At 59.8% G+C, this 22,751-nt stretch carries 17 protein-coding genes and 1 pseudogene; 10 read left to right on the forward strand and 8 right to left on the reverse strand.

What is annotated here, in order from left to right; genetic code table 11:
- The first annotated feature begins 299 nt into the window (after positions 1–299).
- On the forward strand, positions 300–1,163 hold the full coding sequence (locus AC3Y64_RS07150) for a DMT family transporter (RefSeq protein ID WP_158954076.1): 864 nt from the start codon (positions 300–302) through the stop codon (positions 1,161–1,163).
- An 88-nt stretch (positions 1,164–1,251) separates the two neighbouring features.
- On the opposite strand, the gene AC3Y64_RS07155 is transcribed toward AC3Y64_RS07150, so the two are convergent.
- Both AC3Y64_RS07155 and AC3Y64_RS07160 read right to left on the reverse strand, forming a co-directional pair.
- Positions 1,252–2,160: a DMT family transporter gene (locus AC3Y64_RS07155; RefSeq protein ID WP_489986942.1), complete on the reverse strand. Its 909-nt coding sequence runs from the start codon at positions 2,158–2,160 to the stop codon at positions 1,252–1,254.
- Positions 2,161–2,245: 85 nt separating this feature from the next.
- Positions 2,246–3,871: a methyl-accepting chemotaxis protein gene (locus AC3Y64_RS07160; RefSeq protein WP_489986943.1), complete on the reverse strand. Its 1,626-nt coding sequence runs from the start codon at positions 3,869–3,871 to the stop codon at positions 2,246–2,248.
- A gap of 397 nt (positions 3,872–4,268) precedes the next feature.
- On the opposite strand from AC3Y64_RS07160, the gene aceK reads away from it, so the two are divergent.
- From aceK to AC3Y64_RS07185, 5 genes are all read left to right on the forward strand, one after another.
- Positions 4,269–5,990: a bifunctional isocitrate dehydrogenase kinase/phosphatase gene (aceK, locus tag AC3Y64_RS07165; protein WP_489986944.1), complete on the forward strand. Its 1,722-nt coding sequence runs from the start codon at positions 4,269–4,271 to the stop codon at positions 5,988–5,990.
- Positions 5,991–6,128: 138 nt separating this feature from the next.
- Positions 6,129–10,040, forward strand: a complete 3,912-nt coding sequence (gene hrpA, locus AC3Y64_RS07170; protein WP_489986945.1) for an ATP-dependent RNA helicase HrpA — start codon at positions 6,129–6,131, stop codon at positions 10,038–10,040.
- Positions 10,041–10,366: 326 nt separating this feature from the next.
- Positions 10,367–11,488: a beta-ketoacyl-ACP synthase III gene (locus AC3Y64_RS07175; protein WP_489986946.1), complete on the forward strand. Its 1,122-nt coding sequence runs from the start codon at positions 10,367–10,369 to the stop codon at positions 11,486–11,488.
- A 96-nt stretch (positions 11,489–11,584) separates the two neighbouring features.
- The gene (locus tag AC3Y64_RS07180) at positions 11,585–12,199 is read left to right on the forward strand and encodes an RNA polymerase sigma factor (protein ID WP_489986947.1); all 615 of its coding nucleotides are present in this window, start codon (positions 11,585–11,587) and stop codon (positions 12,197–12,199) included.
- On the forward strand, positions 12,193–12,432 hold the full coding sequence (locus AC3Y64_RS07185; protein ID WP_489986948.1) for an anti-sigma factor family protein: 240 nt from the start codon (positions 12,193–12,195) through the stop codon (positions 12,430–12,432). Before AC3Y64_RS07180 ends, AC3Y64_RS07185 begins: the two co-directional genes overlap by 7 nt.
- 227 nt (positions 12,433–12,659) lie before the next feature.
- Here AC3Y64_RS07185 and AC3Y64_RS07190 read toward each other — a convergent pair whose 3' ends face one another.
- Positions 12,660–13,982 (reverse strand): putative porin, encoded by a 1,323-nt coding sequence (locus AC3Y64_RS07190; protein WP_489986949.1) that lies wholly within the window; start codon positions 13,980–13,982, stop codon positions 12,660–12,662.
- Between the two features lie 283 nt (positions 13,983–14,265).
- Between AC3Y64_RS07190 and AC3Y64_RS07195 the strand changes: the two genes are divergently transcribed.
- Positions 14,266–15,390 (forward strand): GNAT family N-acetyltransferase, encoded by a 1,125-nt coding sequence (locus AC3Y64_RS07195; protein WP_489986950.1) that lies wholly within the window; start codon positions 14,266–14,268, stop codon positions 15,388–15,390.
- Positions 15,391–15,503: 113 nt separating this feature from the next.
- Here AC3Y64_RS07195 and AC3Y64_RS07200 read toward each other — a convergent pair.
- The 5 genes and pseudogenes from AC3Y64_RS07200 to AC3Y64_RS07220 all read right to left on the reverse strand — a co-directional run.
- Positions 15,504–15,833, reverse strand: a pseudogene (locus tag AC3Y64_RS07200) (aquaporin); the annotation flags it as partial.
- 174 nt (positions 15,834–16,007) lie between these two features.
- A complete protein-coding gene (locus AC3Y64_RS07205; protein ID WP_489986951.1) occupies positions 16,008–17,840 on the reverse strand; it encodes an ABC transporter ATP-binding protein in 1,833 nt (610 codons plus the stop codon).
- An 87-nt stretch (positions 17,841–17,927) separates the two neighbouring features.
- A complete protein-coding gene (locus tag AC3Y64_RS07210) occupies positions 17,928–18,491 on the reverse strand; it encodes a peptidylprolyl isomerase (RefSeq protein WP_311886136.1) in 564 nt (187 codons plus the stop codon).
- A gap of 3 nt (positions 18,492–18,494) precedes the next feature.
- Positions 18,495–19,298: an alpha/beta fold hydrolase gene (locus tag AC3Y64_RS07215; RefSeq protein WP_489986952.1), complete on the reverse strand. Its 804-nt coding sequence runs from the start codon at positions 19,296–19,298 to the stop codon at positions 18,495–18,497.
- Between the two features lie 14 nt (positions 19,299–19,312).
- Entirely contained in the window at positions 19,313–20,236 is a 924-nt protein-coding gene (locus tag AC3Y64_RS07220; protein WP_008086429.1) for a PA3225 family LysR-type transcriptional regulator, read from the reverse strand.
- 49 nt (positions 20,237–20,285) lie between these two features.
- Here AC3Y64_RS07220 and AC3Y64_RS07225 point away from each other — a divergent pair, with 49 nt between their 5' ends.
- The 3 genes from AC3Y64_RS07225 to AC3Y64_RS07235 all read left to right on the forward strand — a co-directional run bounded on the left by AC3Y64_RS07225 (position 20,286) and on the right by AC3Y64_RS07235 (position 22,659).
- On the forward strand, positions 20,286–20,600 hold the full coding sequence (locus tag AC3Y64_RS07225) for a 3-phosphoglycerate kinase (RefSeq protein ID WP_489986953.1): 315 nt from the start codon (positions 20,286–20,288) through the stop codon (positions 20,598–20,600).
- Between the two features lie 230 nt (positions 20,601–20,830).
- A complete protein-coding gene (locus tag AC3Y64_RS07230; protein ID WP_489986954.1) occupies positions 20,831–21,430 on the forward strand; it encodes an FMN-dependent NADH-azoreductase in 600 nt (199 codons plus the stop codon).
- Between the two features lie 362 nt (positions 21,431–21,792).
- On the forward strand, positions 21,793–22,659 hold the full coding sequence (locus tag AC3Y64_RS07235; RefSeq protein ID WP_489986955.1) for a carboxylate/amino acid/amine transporter: 867 nt from the start codon (positions 21,793–21,795) through the stop codon (positions 22,657–22,659).
- Positions 22,660–22,751: the final 92 nt, after the last annotated feature.

Genomic DNA, 22,751 nt, shown 5'->3' on the forward strand with positions numbered 1-22,751 from the left:
CACGACTCACCTTCAATCCTTCAAAAAAGATCTGCCCAAATGCCTGCATCCCTTATCAACGCGGTAGTCGATTCAGCGTTCAACGCTGGCGTCGTGCCGTGCGGGAATCAGCAGCCCAAACAGATCAGTCATTACCCCCCACCTGTCAGTAGCACGCCGGTGTGCGCAGTCGTATCACCGCCGGGCGTTGGCGTTTCGGGCTGATCGGCATTCTTTGCTGACCCCTGCGCCCGCCAGAAAAACCTACTGAATTTCAGCTTCGGCTGAGTTGGCTTTTTGCCTGACTACAGGTGGTATCCATGTTTGTCCTGTCGAAAAAATCCGTGCTCGCGGCGACGTCCACGAGCCTGTTCGTTCTGCTGTGGAGCAGCGGGGCGATCTTCTCAAAATGGGGCCTGGCCCACGCCTCGCCCTTTGCCTTTCTGCTGATGCGCTTCGTGATCGCCCTGTGCGGGCTGTTGCTATTGGCGCCGTTGCTCAAATTGAAACTGCCCAAGGGCGGCAAGCCGATGCTCTACGCGATTGCCACGGGCGTGGTGTTGCTGGGGGCTTATCAGATTTTCTATCTGTTGGCGCTGAACACCAAGGTCACCCCGGGCGTGATGGCGACCATCATGGGCGTGCAGCCGATTCTCACCGTGGTCTTGATGGAGCGGCAGCGCTCGGCGAGCCGTCTGTTCGGTCTGGCGCTGGGGCTGGCCGGCCTGATCATGGTGGTTTATCAGGGCATTGGCCTGGCCGGGATGTCCTGGGCGGGAATGCTCTTCGGTCTGCTGGCGTTGGCGAGCATGACCCTGGGCTCGATCATGCAGAAGCGCATCACCGACAATCCCCTCGGCACGCTGCCGGTGCAATACCTGGCCGGGCTGTTGTTATGCGGGATTTTTGTACCGTTTCAGCCGTTTCATTTCGAACACAGCGCAGGTTTTATCGTGCCGGTGTTGTGGATGGGGCTGGTGGTTTCGGTGCTGGCGACGCTGTTGCTGTATCGGCTGATCGCGCGGGGCAATCTGGTGAATGTCACCAGTCTGTTCTATCTGGTGCCGGCGGTGACGGCGGTGATGGACTACCTGATTTTCGGTAATCGCCTGGCGGCGTTGAGTGTGCTGGGGATGGTGTTGATCGTCATCGGCCTAGCATTCGTATTCCGTAAATCTCAATAACGCTAACCCCTGTAGAGCTGCCGCAGGCTGCGATCTTTTGATCTTGTCTTTAAAAACAACATCAAAAGATCCCAGCCTGCGGCAGCGCCTACCGGGTATTCACTTCAACCGGTTTTAGCGCAGCGGGCTTCAACACCAGCCACAACGCCGCCGCAATCAGCACCCCGCCATACACATGCGCCATCGACAACGGCTCATCCAGCAGCAACGCCCCCCACAACACGCCGAACGGCGGAATCATGAAGGTCACGGTCATCGACTTCACCGGACCGATCGAGCTGAGCAGGCGGAAATAAATGATGTACGCAAATGCCGTGCATCCCAGGCCCAGACCGAGCAGCGACAACCAGACATTCCAGCCACCCCAACTGACCGGTGGCGCGGTGATGACGCTGTAGCCGAACAGCGGCAAAAGGAACAACGTCGCGCCGAGCATACTGCCCAGTGCTGACAGGCGTGGGTCGAGGCCGCCGGCCTGATCCAGCCAGCGCCGCGCGAGGAACCCGGCAAAGCCGTAGCACGTCGTCGCCAACAAGCAGGCGAGGGCGCCCATCAGCAATTGCAGATCGAATGCCACGGGACCGGCACGGGTCAGCACGCCAACGCCGAACAGACCGAGAAACACGCCGCTGAACTTGGCGGCCGTGAGCTTCTCACTGAAGAACAACGCGCCGATCAGCACCCCCATCAACGGTGTGGTGGCGTTGAAAATCGCCGAATAACCGGCCGGCAACACTTGCGCGGCGACTGAGTAGAGCGTCGCCGGCAGCCCGGAATTGATCACGCCCAGCAGCATCACGGTTTTCAGTTTGCCTTTGAAATCCCAACTGATGCGCATCAGCCCCAGAATGACCAGCAACCCGGCGGCGGCGATCGACACGCGAAAGAATGCCGTCGGGACCGGGCCGATCACCGGCGCGATCACACGCATGAACAGAAAACTCGCGCCCCAGATGGCTGCCAGCGACAACATACGGAAAATATCGACAGGGCTCACGGCGGGGCTCCTTCCTTGATCGGGACGAGAGTGTTGCCGAGCGCCCTGACGAAGGCAACCGCTATTCGGGCGTTGAACTGCTGGCTCAGATCACAAAACGCGTGACCAGCCCGTTGAGATCGACGGCCAGACGCGACAGTTCCTGGCTCGCGGCCGATGTCTGGGTGGCGCCGGCAGCGGTTTGCGTCGACAGATCGCGGATGTTCACCAGATTCTCATCAACCTCGCGGGCCACCAGTGCCTGTTGCTCGGCAGCGCTGGCGATTACCAGGTTGCGCTGGTTGATCTGCGAAATCGATGCAGTGATTTTCTCCAATGCCTGCCCGGCGCTATTGGCTCGACGCAAGGTATGTTCAGCCTGCTCGGCACTGCTTTGCAGGGCGCCGACGGTGGCACTGGTGCCTTGCTGGATGCTGCTGATCATCAGCTCGATTTCTTCAGTGGAGTTCTGCGTGCGTTGCGCCAGCGAGCGAACCTCATCGGCGACCACGGCAAATCCACGCCCGGCCTCGCCGGCGCGCGCCGCTTCGATGGCTGCGTTGAGCGCCAGCAGATTGGTTTGCCCGGCGATCCCGCGAATCACCTCCAGCACTTTGCTGATGTCCTGCGCCTGGGTGGCCAAGCCCTCGGCTTGCTCCGACGCGCCCAGTACCGCGCTGACCAATTCCTGAATCGAACTGATGGTTTCGCTGACCTGCACATGGCCGTGCTTGCTGTCTTCGTTGGAGGCTTCGGAAGCCTCGGCACTGGACACCGCATTGGCGGCCACTTCGTCCACCGCTGTGCTCATTTCGGTGACAGCCGTGGCGGCTTGCTCAATCTGGTCGTTCTGTTGTTGCAGACCGCGGGTGCTTTGTTCCATCACCGAACTCATTTCCTCGGCAGCAGACGCCAGTTGCTGCGCCGATTCGCTGATGCCGCGAATGGTCGAACGCAGATTGCCCTGCATCTCGGCCAAGGCGTCGAGCAACTGCGCGGCTTCATCCTTGCCACTGCTGGCGATCTGTCCACTGAGGTCGCCAGAGGCAATGCGGCGCGCCACGTTCAGTGCCTGATTGATCGGCGTGGTGATGCTGCGGGTCAATTGCCAAGCCAGCAGCAGGGTGGCGATCAGCGCGATGACAATGATCGTCGCGACAATCCACAGCGCCTGCTGATACATCGCGGCGGCTGCGTCGGCGGCGGCATCGGCACCTTGCTGGTTGAACGCGATCATCTGCTCCAGGGCCTTGTCGAGTACCCCACCTTGTGGCGCCAGTTCATTGTTCAGGCGCGTGTAGGCCTGTTCAGTCTGCCCGGCGTCGATCTGGACGATGATCTGCTCGAGGATGCTCATGTACTTGGCGGTGCTGGCATTCAAGCTGTCGAGCATCGCCCCTTCCTCAGCACTGGAGAGCAGGGTTTTGTGGTCGCCGAGGCGCTTGAGCAATTCCTCGCGTTGCGCCTTGATGATGCCTTTGCTTCGGTCGCGCACGGCAGGCTGGGTGCTGGTAATCAGCCGCAGGGATTCGAGGCGGATGTTCGCGATGTTGGCGGCAGCGTCGTGAATGCTCTCGATGCTCGGCATCCATGACTCTTCAATCACCACCGCACTTTCGCGCAGGGTTTTCATCTGGCCCAGGCCAAACAGGCCGACCACCACCAGCAGACCGGCCAATACGGCAAAACTCAAACTGGCGCGCAAACCGATGCGCAGATTCCGGATAGACATCTATGTGCTCCTTGATCTTTGAGGGAGAGGTTGCCCTCGTGGATCGAGGATCTTGTTGTGAGGTGGGTAATGGCGGGCTGTATATCAAAGTGCCACTATTTTGGTAAGACCAATCTGGAGACTTGGCTGACGCTGCGCTTGTACGCAGGAAAACCGCGGACTAGACGCTTCAGCTCGTTACCGGGCCCGAAACCCAGAGAATGCGCGGGCTGGCGCAAGACTGCGAAAGGGACTGAGCAGGCGATAAATTGACCGAACGGTCGATTAAAAAAACTTTGCAAAAACTGTATCGGCGTATAACCCTGCCGCTGATTTGGCCGAAATTGCACTTCACCTGCCTGCGCTTCCGTGACTAAGCTCAGGCACAGATTTCCAAACGCACGCCGAGGTCTCTTTTATGCCGCAGCAATGGCCAGCCACCGACATCGCCCGCATGATCCTCGATGGCTTTGACGATTACCGCGAGCATTTCCGGCGGATCACCGACGGCGCCCGGGAACGCTTCGAGCAGGCGCGCTGGCAGGAGACGCAAACGGCGTCGGCGGCGCGGATCAATCTCTATGAAGAAAAGGTCGGCGAAACCATCGCCCGCCTGCGCGAGTATTTCGACGACGGCACGCTGATGAATGTCAGCTGCTGGCCGCTGGTGAAAAGCGCCTACATCAGCGTCATCGACCTGCGTTTCGACGATGAATTGTCCGAGACCTGGTACAACTCGATTTTCTGCGGGCTGTTCAGCCACGACCTGATCAGCGACGGCTGCATGTTCATCCACACCACGCGCCCGAGCCTGCGCCGGGCCCGCGCCGCACAAACCCGCACCTACAAGCCGCAAGGGCAGTTGTCGGGGATGCTCGCGAGCATCTTCGCCGACTATCGCTTTAGCGAGGATTACGCCGATTTGCCCGGCGACTTGCGCCGGCTCGAAGCGCAGTTGCGCGAGAACCTGCCGGATTGGGTCTGCAAGGATCCGGAACTGGCCGTCGAGCTGTTTTCTTCGGTGTTGTACCGCAACAAGGGCGCGTACCTGGTCGGGCGCATCTACACCCGCGACGAACAATGGCCGCTGGTGATTCCACTGCTGCACCGCGAAGGACGCGGGATTCAGATCGATGCGTTGATCACCGACGAAGCCGATGTGTCGATCATCTTCTCCTTCACCCGTTCGTATTTCATGGTCGACGTGCCGGTGCCGGCGGAATTCATCGGTTTCCTGCGGCGCATCCTGCCGGGCAAACACATCGCCGAGCTGTACACCTCGATCGGTTTCTATAAACACGGCAAATCCGAGTTCTACCGCGCGTTGATCAATCACCTGGCCAATACTGATGACCAGTTCATCATGGCTCCCGGTGTGCGCGGCATGGTCATGAGCGTGTTTACGTTGCCGGGTTTCAACACCGTGTTCAAAATCATCAAGGACCGATTCTCGCCGTCGAAAAACGTCGACCGTGCGACGGTGATCGAGAAATATCGACTGGTGAAAAGCGTCGACCGGGTCGGGCGCATGGCTGATACCCAGGAGTTCGCCGATTTCCGTTTTCCCCTGAGCAAGTTCGATCCGGCGTGTCTTGAAGAGCTGCTGGAGGTGGCGCCGTCGACGGTGTCGGTCGAAGGTGAAACCGTGTTGATCCGCCACTGCTGGACCGAACGGCGGATGACCCCGCTCAACCTGTATCTGGAAAACGCCAATGACGCGCAGGTGCGCGAGGCGCTTGAGGATTACGGCCTGGCGATCAAACAACTGGCAGCGGCGAATATCTTTCCCGGCGACATGCTGCTGAAAAACTTCGGCGTCACCCGCCACGGACGCGTGGTGTTTTATGACTACGACGAGATCTGTTTCCTCACCGAAGCCAACTTCCGCCACATTCCCGCGCCACGTACTCCCGAAGACGAAATGGCGTCCGAGCCGTGGTATTCGATCGGGCCGCTGGATGTGTTTCCCGAGGAATTTCCGCCGTTCCTGTTTGCCGATTCGGGACAGCGCAAGTTGTTCGATCAGTTGCATGGCGAGTTGTATAACGCCGATTACTGGAAGAGCCTGCAAGAGGCGATTCGGGCGGGGAAAGTCATCGACGTCTTTCCGTACCGCCGCAAAGGCCTCGATAACGAATAGAACAGCAGCTAAAAGCTGCAAGCTGCAAGCTACAAGTGAGGAGCCGCTTTGAACTTGCGGCTTGTAGCTTGGCGCTTGCTGCTGCTTTTCTGCGACAATCGGCCCCCTGCATAAACAGACGACCGAATTGCCTACCCGATGACCGACGAATCGCCCTCCATCGACAAACTGCTGAAAAACCTCGACCACGCCATGCTCGCCGACCGTCACCGGCTGCGGCGGCAGTTGCTTGAGCTGCGCAAGAAACCCGATGAGGCCAAGCTGGCCCAGTGGGTGGCGCGCATGCAGGCGTCCTGTGATCAGGTGCTGGCGCGCAAGGCCAGCCTGCCGGTGATTCGTTACGACGACAGTTTGCCGATCGCCGCCAAGCGTGAAGAGATCAAAAAGGCGCTGGAGAAGCACCAGGTGCTGATCATCGCCGGCGAAACCGGCTCGGGTAAAACCACCCAGTTGCCGAAAATCTGTCTGGAGATCGGTCGCGGTCAGCACGGTTTGATCGGCCACACGCAGCCACGCCGAATCGCTGCACGCAGCGTTGCCAGCCGGGTCGCCGAAGAACTCGGCACGCCGCTCGGTTCGCTGGTCGGCTATCAGGTGCGCTTCGAAGATCAGAGCGATTCCAACACCCTGATCAAACTGATGACCGACGGTATTTTGCTCGCGGAAACCCAGAACGATCGCTACCTCGAGCGCTACGACACGATCATCGTCGACGAAGCCCACGAACGCAGCCTTAACATCGACTTTCTGCTCGGCTACCTGAAAACCCTACTGCCGCGTCGCCCGGATCTGAAAGTCATCATCACGTCGGCGACCATCGATCTGGAGCGTTTCTCCAAGCATTTTGACGATGCGCCGATTGTGGAAGTTTCTGGTCGCACGTTCCCGGTCGATACCTGGTATCGCCCGCTGACGCTGGAGCAGGACGAAGAGGGCAACCGCGTCGAGGATGACCTCACGGTGGATCAGGCGATCCTTGCCGCCCTCGATGAAGTCGCCGCTTATGAACGCAGCGAACGCCGCAGTCCCGGCGATGTGCTGGTGTTCTTGCCGGGCGAGCGCGAGATTCGTGACGCTGCTGACATGCTGCGCAAAGCCCAACTCAAACACACTGAAATTCTGCCGCTGTACGCGCGCCTGTCACCGGCCGAACAGCAGCGGATTTTCCAGTCGCACCCGGGGCGTCGCGTGGTGCTCGCGACCAACGTCGCCGAAACCTCGCTGACCGTGCCGGGCATCCGTTATGTGATCGACAGCGGCACCGCGCGCATCAGCCGTTACAGCTACCGCGCCAAGGTGCAGCGTCTGCCGATCGAGGCGATTTCCCAGGCCAGCGCCAATCAGCGTAAAGGTCGTTGCGGCCGGGTCGAGCCGGGCATCTGTATTCGTTTGTACAGCGAAGAAGATTTTAACGGCCGCCCGGAATTTACCGATCCGGAGATTCTGCGCACCAACCTCGCCGCTGTAATCCTGCAGATGCTGCATCTGCGCCTCGGCGAAATCACCGCGTTCCCGTTTATCGAGCCGCCGGATGGCAAGGCGATCAGCGATGGTTTCAACCTGCTGCAAGAACTCTCGGCGGTTGATCGCAACAGTCAACTGACGCCTCTCGGTCGCCAGTTGGCGCGTCTGCCAGTCGACCCGCGCATGGGCCGCATGTTGCTCGAAGCAGCCAAGCTCGGCAGCTTGCAGGAAGTGCTGATCGTCGCCAGTGCCATGTCGATTCAAGACCCGCGCGAGCGGCCGCCGGAGCGCCAGCAAGCCGCCGATCAGGCCCACGCGCAATGGAAGGATGTTGATTCCGACTTCGCCGGACTGGTGAATTTGTGGCGTGGTTTTGAAGAGCAGCGCCAAGCGCTGACCGCGAGCCCGCTGCGCAACTGGTGCCGGAAGAACTTCCTCAACTATCTGCGCTTGCGCGAGTGGCGCGATTCCCATCGCCAGTTGAGCCTGATCTGCCGCGACATGCAGTTGAGCCTGAACAAAGAGCCGGCGGATTACCCGAAACTGCACAAAGCGGTGCTGGTCGGTTTGCTCAGCCAGATCGGGCAGAAAACCGAAGACGGCGATTACCTCGGCGCGCGTCAGCGGCGTTTCTGGATTCACCCGTCGTCGGGCATCGGCAAGAAGCGTCCGCAATGGTTGATGACCGCCGAACTGGTGGAAACCACCAAGCTCTACGCGCGCATGGTCGCCAAGATCGACGCCGACTGGATCGAACCGCTGGCCGGGCACCTGATCAAGAAAAACCACTTTGAACCGCACTGGGAAAAGAAGCGCGGCCAGGTCGTGGCGTTCGAACAGATCACTCTGTTCGGGCTGATCGTGGTCGGCCGCCGCCCGGTGCATTACGGCCCGATCGATCCGGTGGTTTCCCGTGAGCTGTTTATCCGCGAAGGTCTGGTGCGCGGCGAGATTCAGTCCCGAGCCAAATGCCTCACCGCGAACAAACAACTGCTGGAGCAGCTCGACGAACTGGAAGCCAAGGCCCGACGTCGCGACATTCTCGCCGACGAAGAAACCCTCTACGCGTTCTACGATGCGCGCTTGCCGGCGGAGATTCACCAGACCGCGACCTTCGACAGTTGGTACCGCATCAACAGTCAGAAAGATCCGCAACTGTTGATCATGCGCGAAGAAGACGTGCTCGCCCGTGAGGCCAGTGAAGTCACCGCGCTGCACTATCCGGACACTCTGCACATCGGCGATCTGGAGCTGGCGCTGACCTATCACTTCGAACCCAATCACCCGCGCGACGGCGTGACCCTGCGCGTGCCGGCGCCGCTGTTGCCGATGCTGCCGCCGGAGCGTCTGGAATGGTTGGTACCGGGGCTGATCGAGGCCAAGTGCATCGCCCTCGTGCGCAACTTGCCGAAGGCGCTGCGCAAGAATTTCGTGCCGGTGCCGGACTTCATCAAAGCTGCCCTGCAGCGCATGACCTTCGGCGAAGGTTCGTTGCCGCAAGCGCTGGGTCGTGAGCTGTTGCGCATGACCGGTGCGCGGGTCAGTGATGAGGCGTGGGCGGAAGCTGAACAGGGCGTCGAAGGGCATCTGCGGATGAACCTGGAAATCGTCGACGGCCAAGGCAAATTCCTTGGCGAAGGTCGCGATCTGGCTGAGTTGACCGCACGCTTTGCCGAGGCCAGTCAGGCCGCGTTGGCGGTGCCGCAAACTGCGAAAAGCCAGCAGCCGGTCGAGGCCAAAGTCTTCGCCCCGGTGGCAGAAAAGACTCAGCAAAAGATCGCCGGGCTGTCGATGACGGTGTACCCGGCGCTGGTCGAAGAGGGCGGCACGGTCAAGGAGGGGCGTTTCTCGACCCCGGCCGAAGCCGAATTCCAGCACCGTCGCGCGTTGCAGCGTCTGTTGATGCAGCAACTGGCCGAACCGGCGAAATTCCTGCGCAGCAAGTTGCCGGGGCAGACTGAACTGGGCCTGCTTTATCGCGAGTTGGGCCGCGTCGACGCGCTGGTCGAAGACATTCTGCTGGCCAGCCTCGACAGCTGCATTCTCGAAGGTGAAGACCCGTTGCCCCGTGACGGCGCCGGGTTGGCGGCACTGGCCGAGCGCAAACGCGGCAGCTGGACAGAACACGCCGAGCGCGTAGCGCGGCTGACGCTGGAGATTCTCAAGCTGTGGCACGGTTTGCAGAAACGCTTCAAGGGCAAGATCGATCTGGCCCAAGCCGTGGCGCTGAATGACATCAAGCAGCAAATCAGCCATCTGGTGTATCCGGGTTTTGTCCGCGAGACACCGATGCAGTGGCTCAAAGAAATTCCGCGTTACTTGAAGGCGGTCGAGCAGCGTTTCGAGAAGCTTGGCGCGCAGGTGCAGAAGGATCGCGTCTGGAGCGGTGAACTCGCTGGTCTCTGGGCGCAATACCAGGCCCGTGCGGCCAAACATGCCCAGGAAGGCAAACGCGATCCGCAGCTGGAGTTGTATCGCTGGTGGCTGGAGGAATATCGGGTTTCACTGTTTGCCCAACAGTTGGGCACGAAAACACCGATTTCCGATAAACGCCTGAACAAGCAGTGGACTCAGGTAGAACCCTGAGCCCCATCGCTGATCGTTCCCACGCTCTGCGTGGGAATGCCTCTGGGGACGCTCCGCGTCCAGTGACGCGGAGCGTCACGGGCTGCATTCCCACGCAGGAGCGTGGGAACGATCATCCGTGTTGATCTTGAGAAAGGCGCCAAAAGTCCACGTTTATGGCAAACTTCGCGACCATAAGCGCCGGTTTCGCGACCCAGAGCCCTCGGCCACGTCGCGCAGCGCAATAAAACGATGCCAGGTTTGCGTCCCCCGGATGGGAATAGACCCTTTGTGTGTTGGTACGACGGTTCCAGCACTTTCTGCCTGAACAGATTAGAGAAACGACCATGCATAACGTCGTCATCAGCGGCACCGGCCTGTACACCCCGGCCAACAGCATCTCCAACGAAGAGCTGGTGCAGTCTTTCAATACCTACGTCGCGCAATTCAACGCAGACAACGCTGAGGCCATCGCCAGCGGCGAAGTCCAGGCCCTGACCGAATCCAGCGCCGCGTTCATCGAAAAAGCCTCGGGCATCAAGAGCCGCTTTGTCATGGACAAGGACGGCATCCTCGATCCGCAACGCATGGCTCCGCGCCTGCCGGAGCGTTCCAACGACGAATGGTCGGTGCTCTGCCAGATGGCCATCGGCGCTGCGGAACAGGCCCTGCAACGTGCCGGCAAAACCGCTGCCGACATCGACGGCGTGATCGTTGCCTGCTCCAACCTGCAACGCGCCTACCCGGCCATCGCCATCGAGGTTCAGGAAGCCCTGGGCATCCAAGGCTTCGGCTTCGACATGAACGTGGCGTGTTCTTCGGCGACCTTCGGCATTCAGGCCGCCGCCAACAGCGTGCAACTGGGTCAGGCCCGGGCAATCCTGATGGTCAACCCGGAAGTCTGCACAGGGCACCTGAACTTCCGTGACCGTGACAGCCACTTCATCTTCGGCGACGCCGCGACTGCGGTGATCATCGAGCGCGCTGATCTGGCGACCTCCAAGCACCAGTTCGACGTGGTCAGCACCAAACTGCTGACGAAGTTCTCCAACAACATCCGCAACAACTTCGGCTTCCTCAACCGCGCAGCAGAAGAGGGTGTCGGTGCCCGCGACAAGCTGTTCGTACAGGAAGGCCGCAAGGTGTTCAAGGATGTCTGCCCGATGGTTGCTGAGCTGATCGGTGAACATCTGCAAGAGAACCAGCTGAATGTTGGCGATGTGAAGCGCTTCTGGCTGCACCAGGCCAACCTGAGCATGAACCACCTGATCGTGCGCAAACTGCTGGGCCGCGAAGCCACCGAAGAAGAAGCGCCGGTGATTCTCGACACCTACGCCAACACCAGCTCCGCCGGCTCGGTGATTGCGTTCCACAAAAATCAGGATGATCTGGCTGCCGGTTCGCTGGCCGTGCTGAGCTCGTTCGGCGCCGGTTATTCGATTGGCAGCGTGATCCTGCGCAAGCGTTGATAGCACCTTAAAAGATCGCAGCCTGCGACAACTCCTACACTGATCCCTGTAGGAGCTGCCGCAGGCTGCGATCTTTTGCTTTCAGAGAGGTAATGCATGGCCGCAACCGACGACACCCAACTGCTCGAACGCCTGCTCTCCGGCGAGCAGAAGGCTTTCAAGGAACTGGTCAGCACCTATCAAAGTGCCATGCGCGCCGTGGCCTATGCCATCGTCGGCCAGCGCCATGTTGAAGAAGTGGTGCAGGACGCCTGGCTTTCCGTGGTTCGCCATATCGGCAGCTTCGAGGGCCGTTCCAGTCTCAAGACCTGGCTGCTGACCATCACCGCCAACTCGGCGAAAAGTCGCTATAAGCAAAATCGCCGCGAAGTGCTGATCGATGACCTGCCGTCGCCCCACGGCACCATTGATGACGATCGTTTCTCGCCCGGTGACGGCCATTGGCTGATCGCCCCGTTCGCCTGGCACCAGGACACTCCCGAAGCCTTGCTCACCGAAGATGAATTGCGCGATTGCCTGGAGCACACCTTGCTCAGTCTGTCGGAGCTGCAAAGCAGTGTGTTGCTGTTGCGTGAGCGTCAGGGCGTGGAGCTGGAAGAGATCTGTAATCTTCTGGAGATCTCGCTCTCCAATGTCCGTGTGCTGCTACATCGTGCGCGGCTGAAAGTCTTCGCCACGGTGGAGCATTTTGAGGAGACCGGCGAATGCTGACCTGCAAGGAACAAGTGGCGCGCTCCAGCGACTATCTCGATGGCCAGTTGAGCTTTCGCGAGAAACTGATGGTGCGTCATCACCTGATGTTCTGCCCCAATTGCCGGCGCTTCATTCGGCAGATGAAATTGATCCAGGCCACGTTGAAAGCGATGCCGGAGAAGCCGCAAGAGGGTGTGGAAGCCTTGGCAGAGCGCCTGGCCGAGCAACGCCGCAAGGATCGCTCTTCGTAGGAGCTGCCGGAGGCTGCGATCTTTTGATCTTGTTTTTCAAGATCAAAAGATCGCAGCCTCCGGCAGCTCCTACAAAGGGAATAGCTCAGTGCGGATGAAACGAACGGATGATGGGGATCGTCCCGCCCGCACCGGGCTATAAGAGAATCAGCTGCAAGCGCCAAGTCTCAAGCTGCAAATAATGCTTTGACTTGCAGCTTGAGGCTCGAAGCTTGCAACTGCCGTTTTTAGAACTTGGCTTCTGCATCTAGCTGCAGGGTGTTGGCGTCTGCATCACGTTGACCACGGCTGGCGAAGTCGGCCTTGGTCAGGAAGTACGTGGCGCCAATGGCGAAGTTCTTGTCGATGTCGTAACCGACCTTGAACTTGTGGCCACGGGAACCGGTGGTGCCGTTGGCGAAGTCGGAGTCGGTGAAGGCGCCGACCACGGCGTTGCGCTGCACATCACGGTAGTTGTAATCGAGGTTCAGACCGAAGACTTTCGACTTGGCGCCGACCAGCCACGCAGTGTCTTGATCGGTCACGGCATCGTTGTTTTTCACGTATTGACCGTAGAACGACAGTGGCATCGGCAGGCCGCCGATGTCGACCTGGCTGAAGCCCTCATACAGACGGAATTCGTTGTCGGCCGAGTTGCCGTTGACTGCCAGGGCGCACGGTGTGGAAGTGCCGGTGCAACGGCTGTCTTCGTCGTTCTGGTAGGCGTAGACGCTGCCGCCCAGGGTCAGTTTCAGGTTGTCGGTGATGTTGAAGCGGCTACCCAACTGGCCGGCGGTCAGACGCAGGTCGTGACGGAATTGCACGCCATCGCCGTCGACGTTGTCCTTGAGGTTGTAGTTACCCAGGCTGCCGAACAGTTCGGCGCTGCTGCCCAGTGGATATTTGTAGGTAACGGCCAGACCTTCCGGGTTGATGTCGCTGTCCCAGATCACGTCGCCCATGCTCACCCACGGCTGGAGCATCTTGCCGCCGATGATGTGCAGGTTCTTGATCTGATCCGGGTGGTAGTCGATGTAGCCCAGGTCGAGCCAGATCTGCTTCTTGTCGAAGTAGTTGTCCTGATCCTGGTTGGTCGAACGGGCATCGTCGCCGCCGCCGGTGGCGATACGGATGCCGGTGTCGACCTGCGGGTTGATCTCGGTGTAGGCACCCAGACGGGCACGGATGCGCTGACGATCCTTGTCGCGGCCGCCGTTGTTCGGCTCGCCGTCGATCTTGATGGTTTCCTGACGGATACGCACATCGCCCTTGAACTGGGTCTTCGCGGCCCAGGCCAGTTTCTGATCGAAGACGCTCTGTTCGTTGGTTTTCTTCGCTACGGCGGCGACTTGTTCGTTGGTCTCTTGCTGCGCCTGCTGCGCGATTTGCTGAGCCTTCTGATCCTTGGCCAGTTCAGTTTGCAGTTCTACGTACTGCGCCTGGGAAATCGAACCGTTAGCCTTGAGCATGTCGAGCAGTTTGGCGTCGACTGCAGCACTGGCCGGTACGCTCATGGCCAGCAACAAGCCACCGCACAGGGCCGCCGCAGTTTTCGTGGAAGCAAGACGCATAGCAATCTCCGAAGATGAGAGAGGATGGCTGAACCATCCTGGGCACAACCGACGCGTTGAACGTCGGAAAACAGTGTCCGGGTTAGAACCCGGCGCTCTAAAAACAGGCGCCAGTATCGCGATGGTTTATGACAGAGCAGTGGCACAGTGATGGCAGGATGATGACGTTGTTGATTCGCGCCGAACTATTGATCTAGAGCGCTGTCGGCCGATGGCGGGTGTGCAAACGGGCGCAATCGGCGATACTCGCCGGGCGCCGAAGTCCTGTGTGGAGAGCTATTTGATGTCGTTGCAATGCCTGCAAAACCTGTCGCAAATCGCTCCGGCGACGTGGGACGCACTGGTGCCGGAAAATCAGCCTTTTCTGCGCCATGCCTTTCTCAGTGCGCTGGAAGACAGTGGCAGTGTCGGCCCCCACAGCGGCTGGCAACCGGAGCATTTGCTGCACATCGAAGAGGGCCGGTTGATTGCTGCGTTGCCCAGCTATCGCAAATGGCATTCCTACGGCGAATACGTGTTCGATCATGGCTGGGCGGATGCCTGCGCCCGGGCGGGCATCGATTACTACCCCAAGCTGTTGACCGCTGTGCCGTTCAGTCCGGTCAGCGGCCCGCGCTTGTTGGCGGCCAATGTCGAGGACGGTTTTGAACTGCTCAAGAGCCTGCCGGGCTATCTGGAAATCGAAGGGCTTTCCAGCGCGCACATCAATTTCACCGACCCCTTTACCGACGCGGCGATGGCCGAGCAACCGGGCTGGCTGCAGCGCATTGGCTGCCAGTATCACTGGCAGAATCGCGGCTACCGCGACTTTCAGGACTTCCTCGACGTGCTCAGTTCGCGCAAGCGCAAACAGATGCGCAAGGAACGCGAGCAAGTGGCGGGGCAGGGCTTCGAGTTCGAATGGCTGGAGGGGCGTGAGCTCAGCGAGGCGCAATGGGATTTTGTCTATGCCTGTTACGCCAACACCTACGCGGTGCGCCGGCAAACGCCTTATCTGACGCGGGAATTTTTCAGTCTGCTGGCCGAACGCATGCCGGAGTCGATCCGCGTGGTGTTGGCCAGACAGGGCTCACGACCCGTGGCGATGGCGTTCAGTCTGGTGGGTGGCGACAGTTTCTACGGGCGCTATTGGGGCTGCCTGGCCGAGTTTGACCGGCTGCATTTCGAGACCTGTTTCTATCAAGGCATGGACTACGCGATTGCCCAGGGTTATCAGCGTTTCGATGCCGGGGCTCAGGGCGAACACAAGTTGATTCGCGGATTTGAACCGGTGATCACCCATTCGTGGCATTACCTGCGCCATCCCGGGCTGAAGGCGGCGGTTAAGGATTTCCTCCAGCAAGAACGCGCCGGCATCCTGGCCTATGCCGAAGAAGCGAAAACCGCCTTGCCCTACCGCCAAACCTAGACCCCCTGTAGGAGTGAGCCTGCTCGCGATAGCGGTCTGTCAGAGCCATCGATGTTGACTGACACACCGCTATCGCGAGCAGGCTCACTCCTACAAGGGGATAACTGTTGGTTTCAGGTTTCCTCTTTTCCGAGCCAGCGATAAACCCCGCCACCGACCACCGCGCCAATCAATGGCGCGACCCAGAACATCCACAACTGTGCGATCGCCCAGCCGCCGACCATCAACGCCGGGCCCGTACTGCGGGCCGGGTTGACCGATGTGTTGGTGACAGGAATGGAGATCAGATGGATCAGCGTCAGGCCCAGGCCGATGGCAATCGGCGCCAGCCCCGGTGGCGCGCGCCTGTCGGTGGCGCCGAGGATGATGATCACAAACATCCCGGTCATGACCACTTCACAGACAAATCCGGCCGCCATCGAATACTTGCCGGGCGAATGCTCAGCGCACATAAAAAAACCGCCAGAGCCCGTGGTTGGCGGGCTTTGACGGTGATCGTTCCCACGCTCTGCGTGGGAATGCTTCAAGGGACGCTCCGCGTCCAGTGACGCGGAGCGTCACGGGCTGCGTTCCCACGCAGAGCGTGGGAACGATCTTGGACAGGGAAATCCAGTGCATCAATCGATGCCGACAAACCCTCCGGTCTGGTGCGCCCACAACCGTGCATACAAGCCGCGATGGGCCAGCAGCTCCGCGTGGGTGCCGCTCTCGGCAATCTTGCCGTTCTCCAGCACCACCAGCCGATCCATCCGCGCGATGGTCGAGAGACGATGCGCAATCGCGATCACGGTTTTACCCTGCATCAGGGTTTCCAGGCTCTCCTGAATCGCCGCTTCGACTTCCGAGTCCAGCGCCGAGGTCGCTTCGTCCATGATCAGGATCGGCGCGTCCTTGAGCAGTACGCGAGCAATCGCAATGCGCTGGCGCTGACCACCGGACAGTTTCACCCCGCGCTCGCCGACGTGAGCGTCGAAGCCAGTACGGCCCTCGGCGTCCGACAGCAGCGGAATGAACTCATCGGCGCGGGCCTTGTGCACCGCGTCCCACAGCTCGGCGTCGGTCGCGTCCGGTTTGCCGTACAGCAAGTTGTCGCGGATCGAACGGTGCAGTAGCGAAGTGTCCTGGGTGATCATGCCGATGCGTGCACGCAGGCTTTCCTGACCGACTTCGGCGATATTCTGGCCATCGATCAGAATCCGCCCGCCCTCGACGTCGTAGAGACGCAGCAGCAGGTTGACCAGGGTCGACTTACCGGCACCCGACGGCCCGATCAAACCGATTTTTTCACCCGGTCTGATGTTCAGATTAAGGTCGCCGATGATGCCTTTCTTCTTGCCGTAGTGAAAATCCACGTGCTCGAAACGCACTTCGCCCCGGTCCACATCCAGCGGTTTGGCCTGTTCGCGATCGGTGATGCTGACCGGTTGCGAGATGGTCTGCAAACCATCCTGGACCATGCCGATGTTTTCGAAAATGCCGGTGACCACCCACATGATCCAGCCGGACATGTTGACGATGCGAATCACCAGACCGGTCGCCAGGGCAATCGCCCCGACGGTGATCAGCGATTGCGTCCACAGCCACAAGGCCAGGCCCGTGGTGCCGACGATCAGCAGGCCGTTCATGGTGGTAATGGCGATGTCCATGCTGGTCACAACGCGGCCCGCCAGTTGGGCTTTTTCGGTCTGTTCTTCGATTGCTTCGCGGGCGTACTGTTGCTCGTAATTGGTATGGGCGAACAGCTTCAGGGTGGCGATGTTGGTGTACCCATCGACGATCCGCCCCATCAGTTTGGAGCGCGCATCGGAGGACACTACGGAGCGTTCCTTGACCCGTGGCACGAAGTAGCAGAGCGCGCCAATGTACGCGGCGATCCACGTCAGCAACGGAATCATCAGACGCCAGTCGGCCTCGGCAAAAAGCACCAGCGCGCTGATCGCGTAGATCAGCACATGCCACAACGCATCCACGGCTTGCACCGCAGAGTCACGCAGTGAGTTGCCCGTCTGCATGATGCGTTGGGCGATACGACCGGCGAAGTCGTTCTGGAAGAAATTCAGGCTTTGCTTGAGCACGTAGCTGTGGTTTTGCCAGCGAATCATGCTGGTCATGCTCGGGCTCAGGGTCTGGTGCACCAGCAGGTCGTGCAGGCCGACAAAGACCGGGCGCAAGATCAGCGCGACCACGGCCATCCAGGCCAACTCCAAGCCATGCTCCTGAAAGAAGTTCGGGTTTGGCGTGCCTTGGGCGAGATCAATGATGCGACTGAGGTAGCTGAACAACGCCACTTCGATCAAGGCGCCGAACAGTCCGACGGTGAGCAGGGCGGCAAAACTCGGCCAGACCTGCTTGAGGTAATAGGTGTAGAAGGGCAGCACCCGATCCGGCGGGGATGCCGTGGGGGCGTCGCGGAACACGTCGATCAGTTGTTCGAAACGGCGATAGAGCATCAGATAACCGCCCGGAGTACGGGCTCTCCTTTTATCAGTGTGAGCGGCGCGGTGTTGAACCGCGCCGCTCGATACGCCCTGTTCAGCTTAGTCGATGACTTTGGCCGACTTGATGATCACAGGGTCGACAGGCACGTTTTGCATGCCGCTTTTGGTGGTGGTTTGCGAGTTGACGATGACGTCGACCACGTCCATGCCCTTGACCACTTTGGCGAACACCGCGTAACCGGCGTCACGGCCCGGATCGAGGAAGGCGTTATCGGCGACGTTGATAAAGAACTGGCTGGTGGCCGAATCAGGGTTGGAGGTACGCGCCATCGACAAGGTGCCGCGCACGTTGTGCAAGCCATTGCTGGCTTCGTTCTTGATCGGTGCCTTGGTGTCTTTCTGTTGCATCTGCTGAGTGAAGCCACCGCCCTGAGCCATGAAGCCCGGGATCACACGGTGGAAAATGGTGTTGGTGTAAAAACCGCTGTTGACGTAATCCAAAAAGTTCTTGGTACTGATCGGCGCCTTGACCGGGTCCAGTTCGATTTCGATCTGACCGTTGGTGGTGTCCAGCAGCACGTGCGGCGCTTTGACCGGCGTGGCGGCCATCAGGTTGGCGGCGAACAATACGGTACCGGCGGCGAGGGCGAGTTTTTTCAGCATGGGTCAGTGATCCTGAGATTGATTTTCGGCTGTGGCGAGGAACTCCAGCAGCGTTTGATTGAAGCGTTCGGGTTGGTCGAGCGGGGTGGCGTGGCGCGAATCGGCGATCACCACCAGCCGCGCATCGGGTAGCAGTTTTACATAGCTTTCTTTCAGCGTGACCGGTGTGTAGTCACGGTCGGCACTGACGATGAGGGTTGGACAGGTCACTCGGGAAAGTCGTTCCTGAACCCCCCAGCCCACAATCGCATCGAAGCTGGCGAGATAAGCACGTTTGTCGTTTTTTGCCCAGCGTTCAGCCATTTTCTGCCGTAGATCGGCCTGTTCCGGTTTGGGAAAAAGTTTGCCGCCCAGAGCTTTGCCGATGGTCGCGAGGCTGAGCACGCGCATCAGGCTCCAGCGTTTGAACCATTGCCAATAATCATCGCGGCTGCGGATTTTGACTTCGGGGGCGCTGTTAACGATGGTCAGGCTTTTCAGCATCTGCGACTGATCGACGCCAAGCTGGAAGCCGATCATGCCACCCATCGACAGCCCGACGTAGTGCACCGGGCCAAGGTTCAGATGCTCGATGAGGGCAAGCATGTCCGCGCTGAACCCGGCGATGCTGTAGCGTTCGCGGGGCTTGTCCGAGCGACCGTGGCCGCGAATGTCCGGGACGATCACCCGATAGTGCGCGGCCAGTGCCGGGATCTGCATTTCCCAGTCCAGGGTGCTCGAACCGAGACCGTGAACCAGCAGCAACGGCGTACCGTGGCCATATTCCTCGTAGTGCAGGTTGCAACCTTCGTGTTCGAAATAGGCCATCGGTGAACTCCGTGTCAGGCTTGTTCGGGGGCGGCGTACGGCGCATCCAGCGGCAAAGTATCGAAGGTGCGCAGCAACTCGATGAGGATTTGCGTGGCCGGGCCCAAGGGTTTGTCCTTGTTCGAATACAGGTAGAAGCTGGAGTTGCGGGTGCCGCCCCTGTCCAACGGTAGCAGCTTGAGCGAGCCATCTTTCAGTTCCCGTTCAATCATGTGCCGTGGCAGCCATGCAAAGCCCAGACCGCTGCTGACAAAGGTCGCCGCCGTGGCGAGACTGCCCACAGTCCAGCGCTGTTCGGCGCCGAGCCAGCCGACGTCCCGCGGTTGCTGGCGGCCGGAGTCGCGGATCACCACTTGCATCTGGGTTTCCAGATCCTGAAAGCTCAGCTCGCGATTGAGCCGATGCAGCGGGTGATCGGGGTGGGCGACGGCAATGAACTCGACGTCGCTTAATTCCGCACCGAGGTGGCCGGGAATGCTCAGGCCGGTGATCGCCAGATCGGCCACGCCTTCGAGCAACACTTCCTCGACGCCCGACAACACTTCTTCGCGCAGACGTACGCGGCAGCCACGGCTTTGCGGCATGAATGCGGTCAGCGCGCGAACGATCCGCGCGCTCGGATACGCCGCATCGACTACCAGCCGCACTTCGGCTTCCCAGCCTTGCTCCATATGGTGGGCGAGGTCTTCCAGTTGGCTGGCCTGTTTCACCAGTTGCCGCGAGCGGCGCAGCAACACGCCGCCGGCTTCGGTGAGCACGGCTTTACGCCCGTCGATCCGCAGCAGCGGCACGCCGAGCTGGTCCTGCATGCGCGCAACGGTGTAGCTCACCGACGATTGCGAACGGTGCAGGGCTTCCGCCGCTTGGGCGAATCCGCCATGGTCGACCACGGCCTGCAATGTTCGCCATTGGTCCAGGGTCACGCGGGGCGCTTTCATCAATAGCTCCTCTTGTCCTAAGCTGGCCGTCCCTCATGGAGACTGCCGAATGAAAAAATTCTGTTGTGTGGTGCTGGCGCTGCTGCCGCTGACTGCTTTTGCGTACCCGATCGATGTGCAGAAAAATCTCAACGGCATGAAGATCGATTACGAGACCTTCGATACCGACAACGACATCGGCTCGATTCGGGTGGCCAACCACGGCGATGTCGATGCGACGTGCAAAGCGAAATTCAGCAATGGCCCGGAAGCACCACGCAACCGCACGATCGATGTACCGGCGGGCAAACATAAAAACGCCACGGCCAAGTTCACCCGCGAGATCATCAAGCTGCGCATCGAACTGACCTGCAACCCGAAATAACAGTCGTCTTCTGTAGGCCTTCGCCTGCTCGCGATAGCGGTGTCCCAGATAAATCAATATCGCCTGACACACCGCTATCGCGAGCAGGCGAAGGCCTACAAGAGTATGTGTCAGCATCTAAACGAATTATTCGATGCTTTGCAGCAATTATTTGCGCTTTTTCATCGATTCAACTCTGTTTAACCTTCACTCCATCGACCTACAACATTCTCGGATGGAGGCTACACACCATGTCCCGCGTTCTGATCATCGAAAGCAGCGCCCGCCAGCAAGACTCGGTTTCCCGTCAACTGACCCAGACCTTCATCAGTCAGTGGAAAGCGGCGCACCCAGACGATCAGATCACCGTGCGTGACCTCGCCGTGAATCCGGTACCGCATCTGGACGCCAACCTGTTGGGTGGCTGGATGAAACCTGCCGAACAGCGCAACGACAGCGAACAAGCGTCGCTGGACCGCTCCAACGCATTGACCGATGAACTGCTCGCCGCCGACGTGCTGGTGCTGGCCGCGCCGATGTACAACTTCGCCATCCCGAGCACCCTCAAGGCCTGGCTCGACCACGTGCTGCGTGCCGGCGTGACCTTCAAGTACACCGAAACCGGCCCGCAAGGTCTGCTCAGCGGCAAACGCGCCTACGTGCTCACCGCTCGCGGCGGCATCTACGCTGGCGGCCCGGCGGATCATCAGGAACCGTACCTGCGTCAGGTCATGGGTTTCATCGGCATCAACGACGTGACGTTCATTCACGCCGAAGGCATGAATCTCGGCGGCGACTTCCAGGAGAAGGGCCTGAATCAGGCCAACGCCAAACTGTCCCAGGTCGCTTGATATGTTAATCGCCAGATAATCGCCGATTGTTTAAGTGACCTGGCGCAACCCCTTCAAGGCTCTACGCGCATCGAACCTCCCTTTGCACTTGTTGCTCCTGAGTGCTGTAGCCCGATTGAACGCATTAGCGAGATCGGGCTTTTTTTTGCCTGGGATTTCTCTGACCACTGCACATCCCGAATTTCACATAAATCCCTGTGGGAGCGGGCTTGCCCGCGATGGCGGCGTGTCAGTCGACAAATACTTGCCTGACCCTCCCTCATCGCGGGCAAGCCCGCTCCCACAGGGATCTGTGTCGTTTGAAGGTTCGCGGTCTGGCGCAAAAACCGCTATCGTCGCCGCCATTCAAATTAGGGGCGAGCATGGGCTATCTACTTTTTGTCACGCTGATCCAGGCGTTTTCCTTCAGTCTGATCGGCGAATACCTGGCCGGTCACGTCGATAGTTACTTCGCTGTGCTGGTGCGTGTGGTGCTGGCCGGGCTGGTGTTCATCCCGCTGACCCGCTGGCGCTCGGTGGAACCTTCGTTCATGCGCGGCATGCTGGTGATCGGCGCGTTGCAGTTCGGCGTGACCTACGTCTGCCTGTACCTGAGCTTCCGCGTGCTGACCGTGCCGGAGGTGTTGTTGTTCACCATCCTCACGCCGTTGCACGTGACGTTGATCGAAGACGCGCTGAACCGCCGCTTCAACCCGTGGGCGCTGATCGCCGCGCTGGTGGCGGTGAGCGGGGCCGCGGTGATTCGCTTCGACAGTATCAGTCCGGACTTCTTCATGGGTTTCCTGCTGCTGCAACTGGCCAACTTCACCTACGCCGCAGGCCAGGTGATGTACAAGCATCTGGTGGCCAAACACCCGAGCGACCTGCCGCATTACCGGCGTTTCGGCTTCTTCTACCTCGGCGCACTGGCCGTGGTGCTGCCGGCATTCCTGATGTTCGGCAAAGCCAACTTCCTCCCGGAAGCGCCGCTGCAGTGGGGCGTGTTGCTGTTCCTCGGCCTCGTCTCGACCGCGCTGGGCATGTACTGGTGGAACAAGGGTGCGTGCATGGTCAACGGCGGCACGCTGGCGGTGATGAACAACCTGCATGTGCCGGTGGGATTGTTGTTGAATCTGCTGATCTGGAATCAGCATGAGGAACTGGGGCGGTTGTTCCTTGGCGGCAGCGTGATCCTCGCTGCTGTGTGGATCAGCCGACTGGGCATCCGCAAATCCTCAGTCAACGCCTGACTTCTGACTGAAAAATATCCCTGTGGGAGCGGGCTTGCCCGCGATAGCGGAGTACCAGACGATGAATTTCTCGCTGACACTCCCTCATCGCG

Source organism: Pseudomonas sp. 4CAES_32.4 (genome assembly GCF_058136335.1).

What these genes read in the sequence shown, in the direction of transcription:
- AC3Y64_RS07205 (WP_489986951.1), bottom strand. Translation starts at nt 17,840, where the DNA reads ATGCTCTATCGCCGTTTCGAACAACTGATCGACGTGTTCCGCGACGCC.
- AC3Y64_RS07235 (WP_489986955.1), top strand. Translation starts at nt 21,793, where the DNA reads ATGGGCTATCTACTTTTTGTCACGCTGATCCAGGCGTTTTCCTTCAGT.
- AC3Y64_RS07195 (WP_489986950.1), top strand. Translation starts at nt 14,266, where the DNA reads ATGTCGTTGCAATGCCTGCAAAACCTGTCGCAAATCGCTCCGGCGACG.
- AC3Y64_RS07185 (WP_489986948.1), top strand. Translation starts at nt 12,193, where the DNA reads ATGCTGACCTGCAAGGAACAAGTGGCGCGCTCCAGCGACTATCTCGAT.
- AC3Y64_RS07150 (WP_158954076.1), top strand. Translation starts at nt 300, where the DNA reads ATGTTTGTCCTGTCGAAAAAATCCGTGCTCGCGGCGACGTCCACGAGC.
- AC3Y64_RS07230 (WP_489986954.1), top strand. Translation starts at nt 20,831, where the DNA reads ATGTCCCGCGTTCTGATCATCGAAAGCAGCGCCCGCCAGCAAGACTCG.
- AC3Y64_RS07180 (WP_489986947.1), top strand. Translation starts at nt 11,585, where the DNA reads ATGGCCGCAACCGACGACACCCAACTGCTCGAACGCCTGCTCTCCGGC.
- AC3Y64_RS07220 (WP_008086429.1), bottom strand. Translation starts at nt 20,236, where the DNA reads ATGAAAGCGCCCCGCGTGACCCTGGACCAATGGCGAACATTGCAGGCC.
- AC3Y64_RS07160 (WP_489986943.1), bottom strand. Translation starts at nt 3,871, where the DNA reads ATGTCTATCCGGAATCTGCGCATCGGTTTGCGCGCCAGTTTGAGTTTT.
- AC3Y64_RS07225 (WP_489986953.1), top strand. Translation starts at nt 20,286, where the DNA reads ATGAAAAAATTCTGTTGTGTGGTGCTGGCGCTGCTGCCGCTGACTGCT.
- hrpA (WP_489986945.1), top strand. Translation starts at nt 6,129, where the DNA reads ATGACCGACGAATCGCCCTCCATCGACAAACTGCTGAAAAACCTCGAC.
- AC3Y64_RS07190 (WP_489986949.1), bottom strand. Translation starts at nt 13,982, where the DNA reads ATGCGTCTTGCTTCCACGAAAACTGCGGCGGCCCTGTGCGGTGGCTTG.
- AC3Y64_RS07175 (WP_489986946.1), top strand. Translation starts at nt 10,367, where the DNA reads ATGCATAACGTCGTCATCAGCGGCACCGGCCTGTACACCCCGGCCAAC.
- AC3Y64_RS07215 (WP_489986952.1), bottom strand. Translation starts at nt 19,298, where the DNA reads ATGGCCTATTTCGAACACGAAGGTTGCAACCTGCACTACGAGGAATAT.
- aceK (WP_489986944.1), top strand. Translation starts at nt 4,269, where the DNA reads ATGCCGCAGCAATGGCCAGCCACCGACATCGCCCGCATGATCCTCGAT.
- AC3Y64_RS07210 (WP_311886136.1), bottom strand. Translation starts at nt 18,491, where the DNA reads ATGCTGAAAAAACTCGCCCTCGCCGCCGGTACCGTATTGTTCGCCGCC.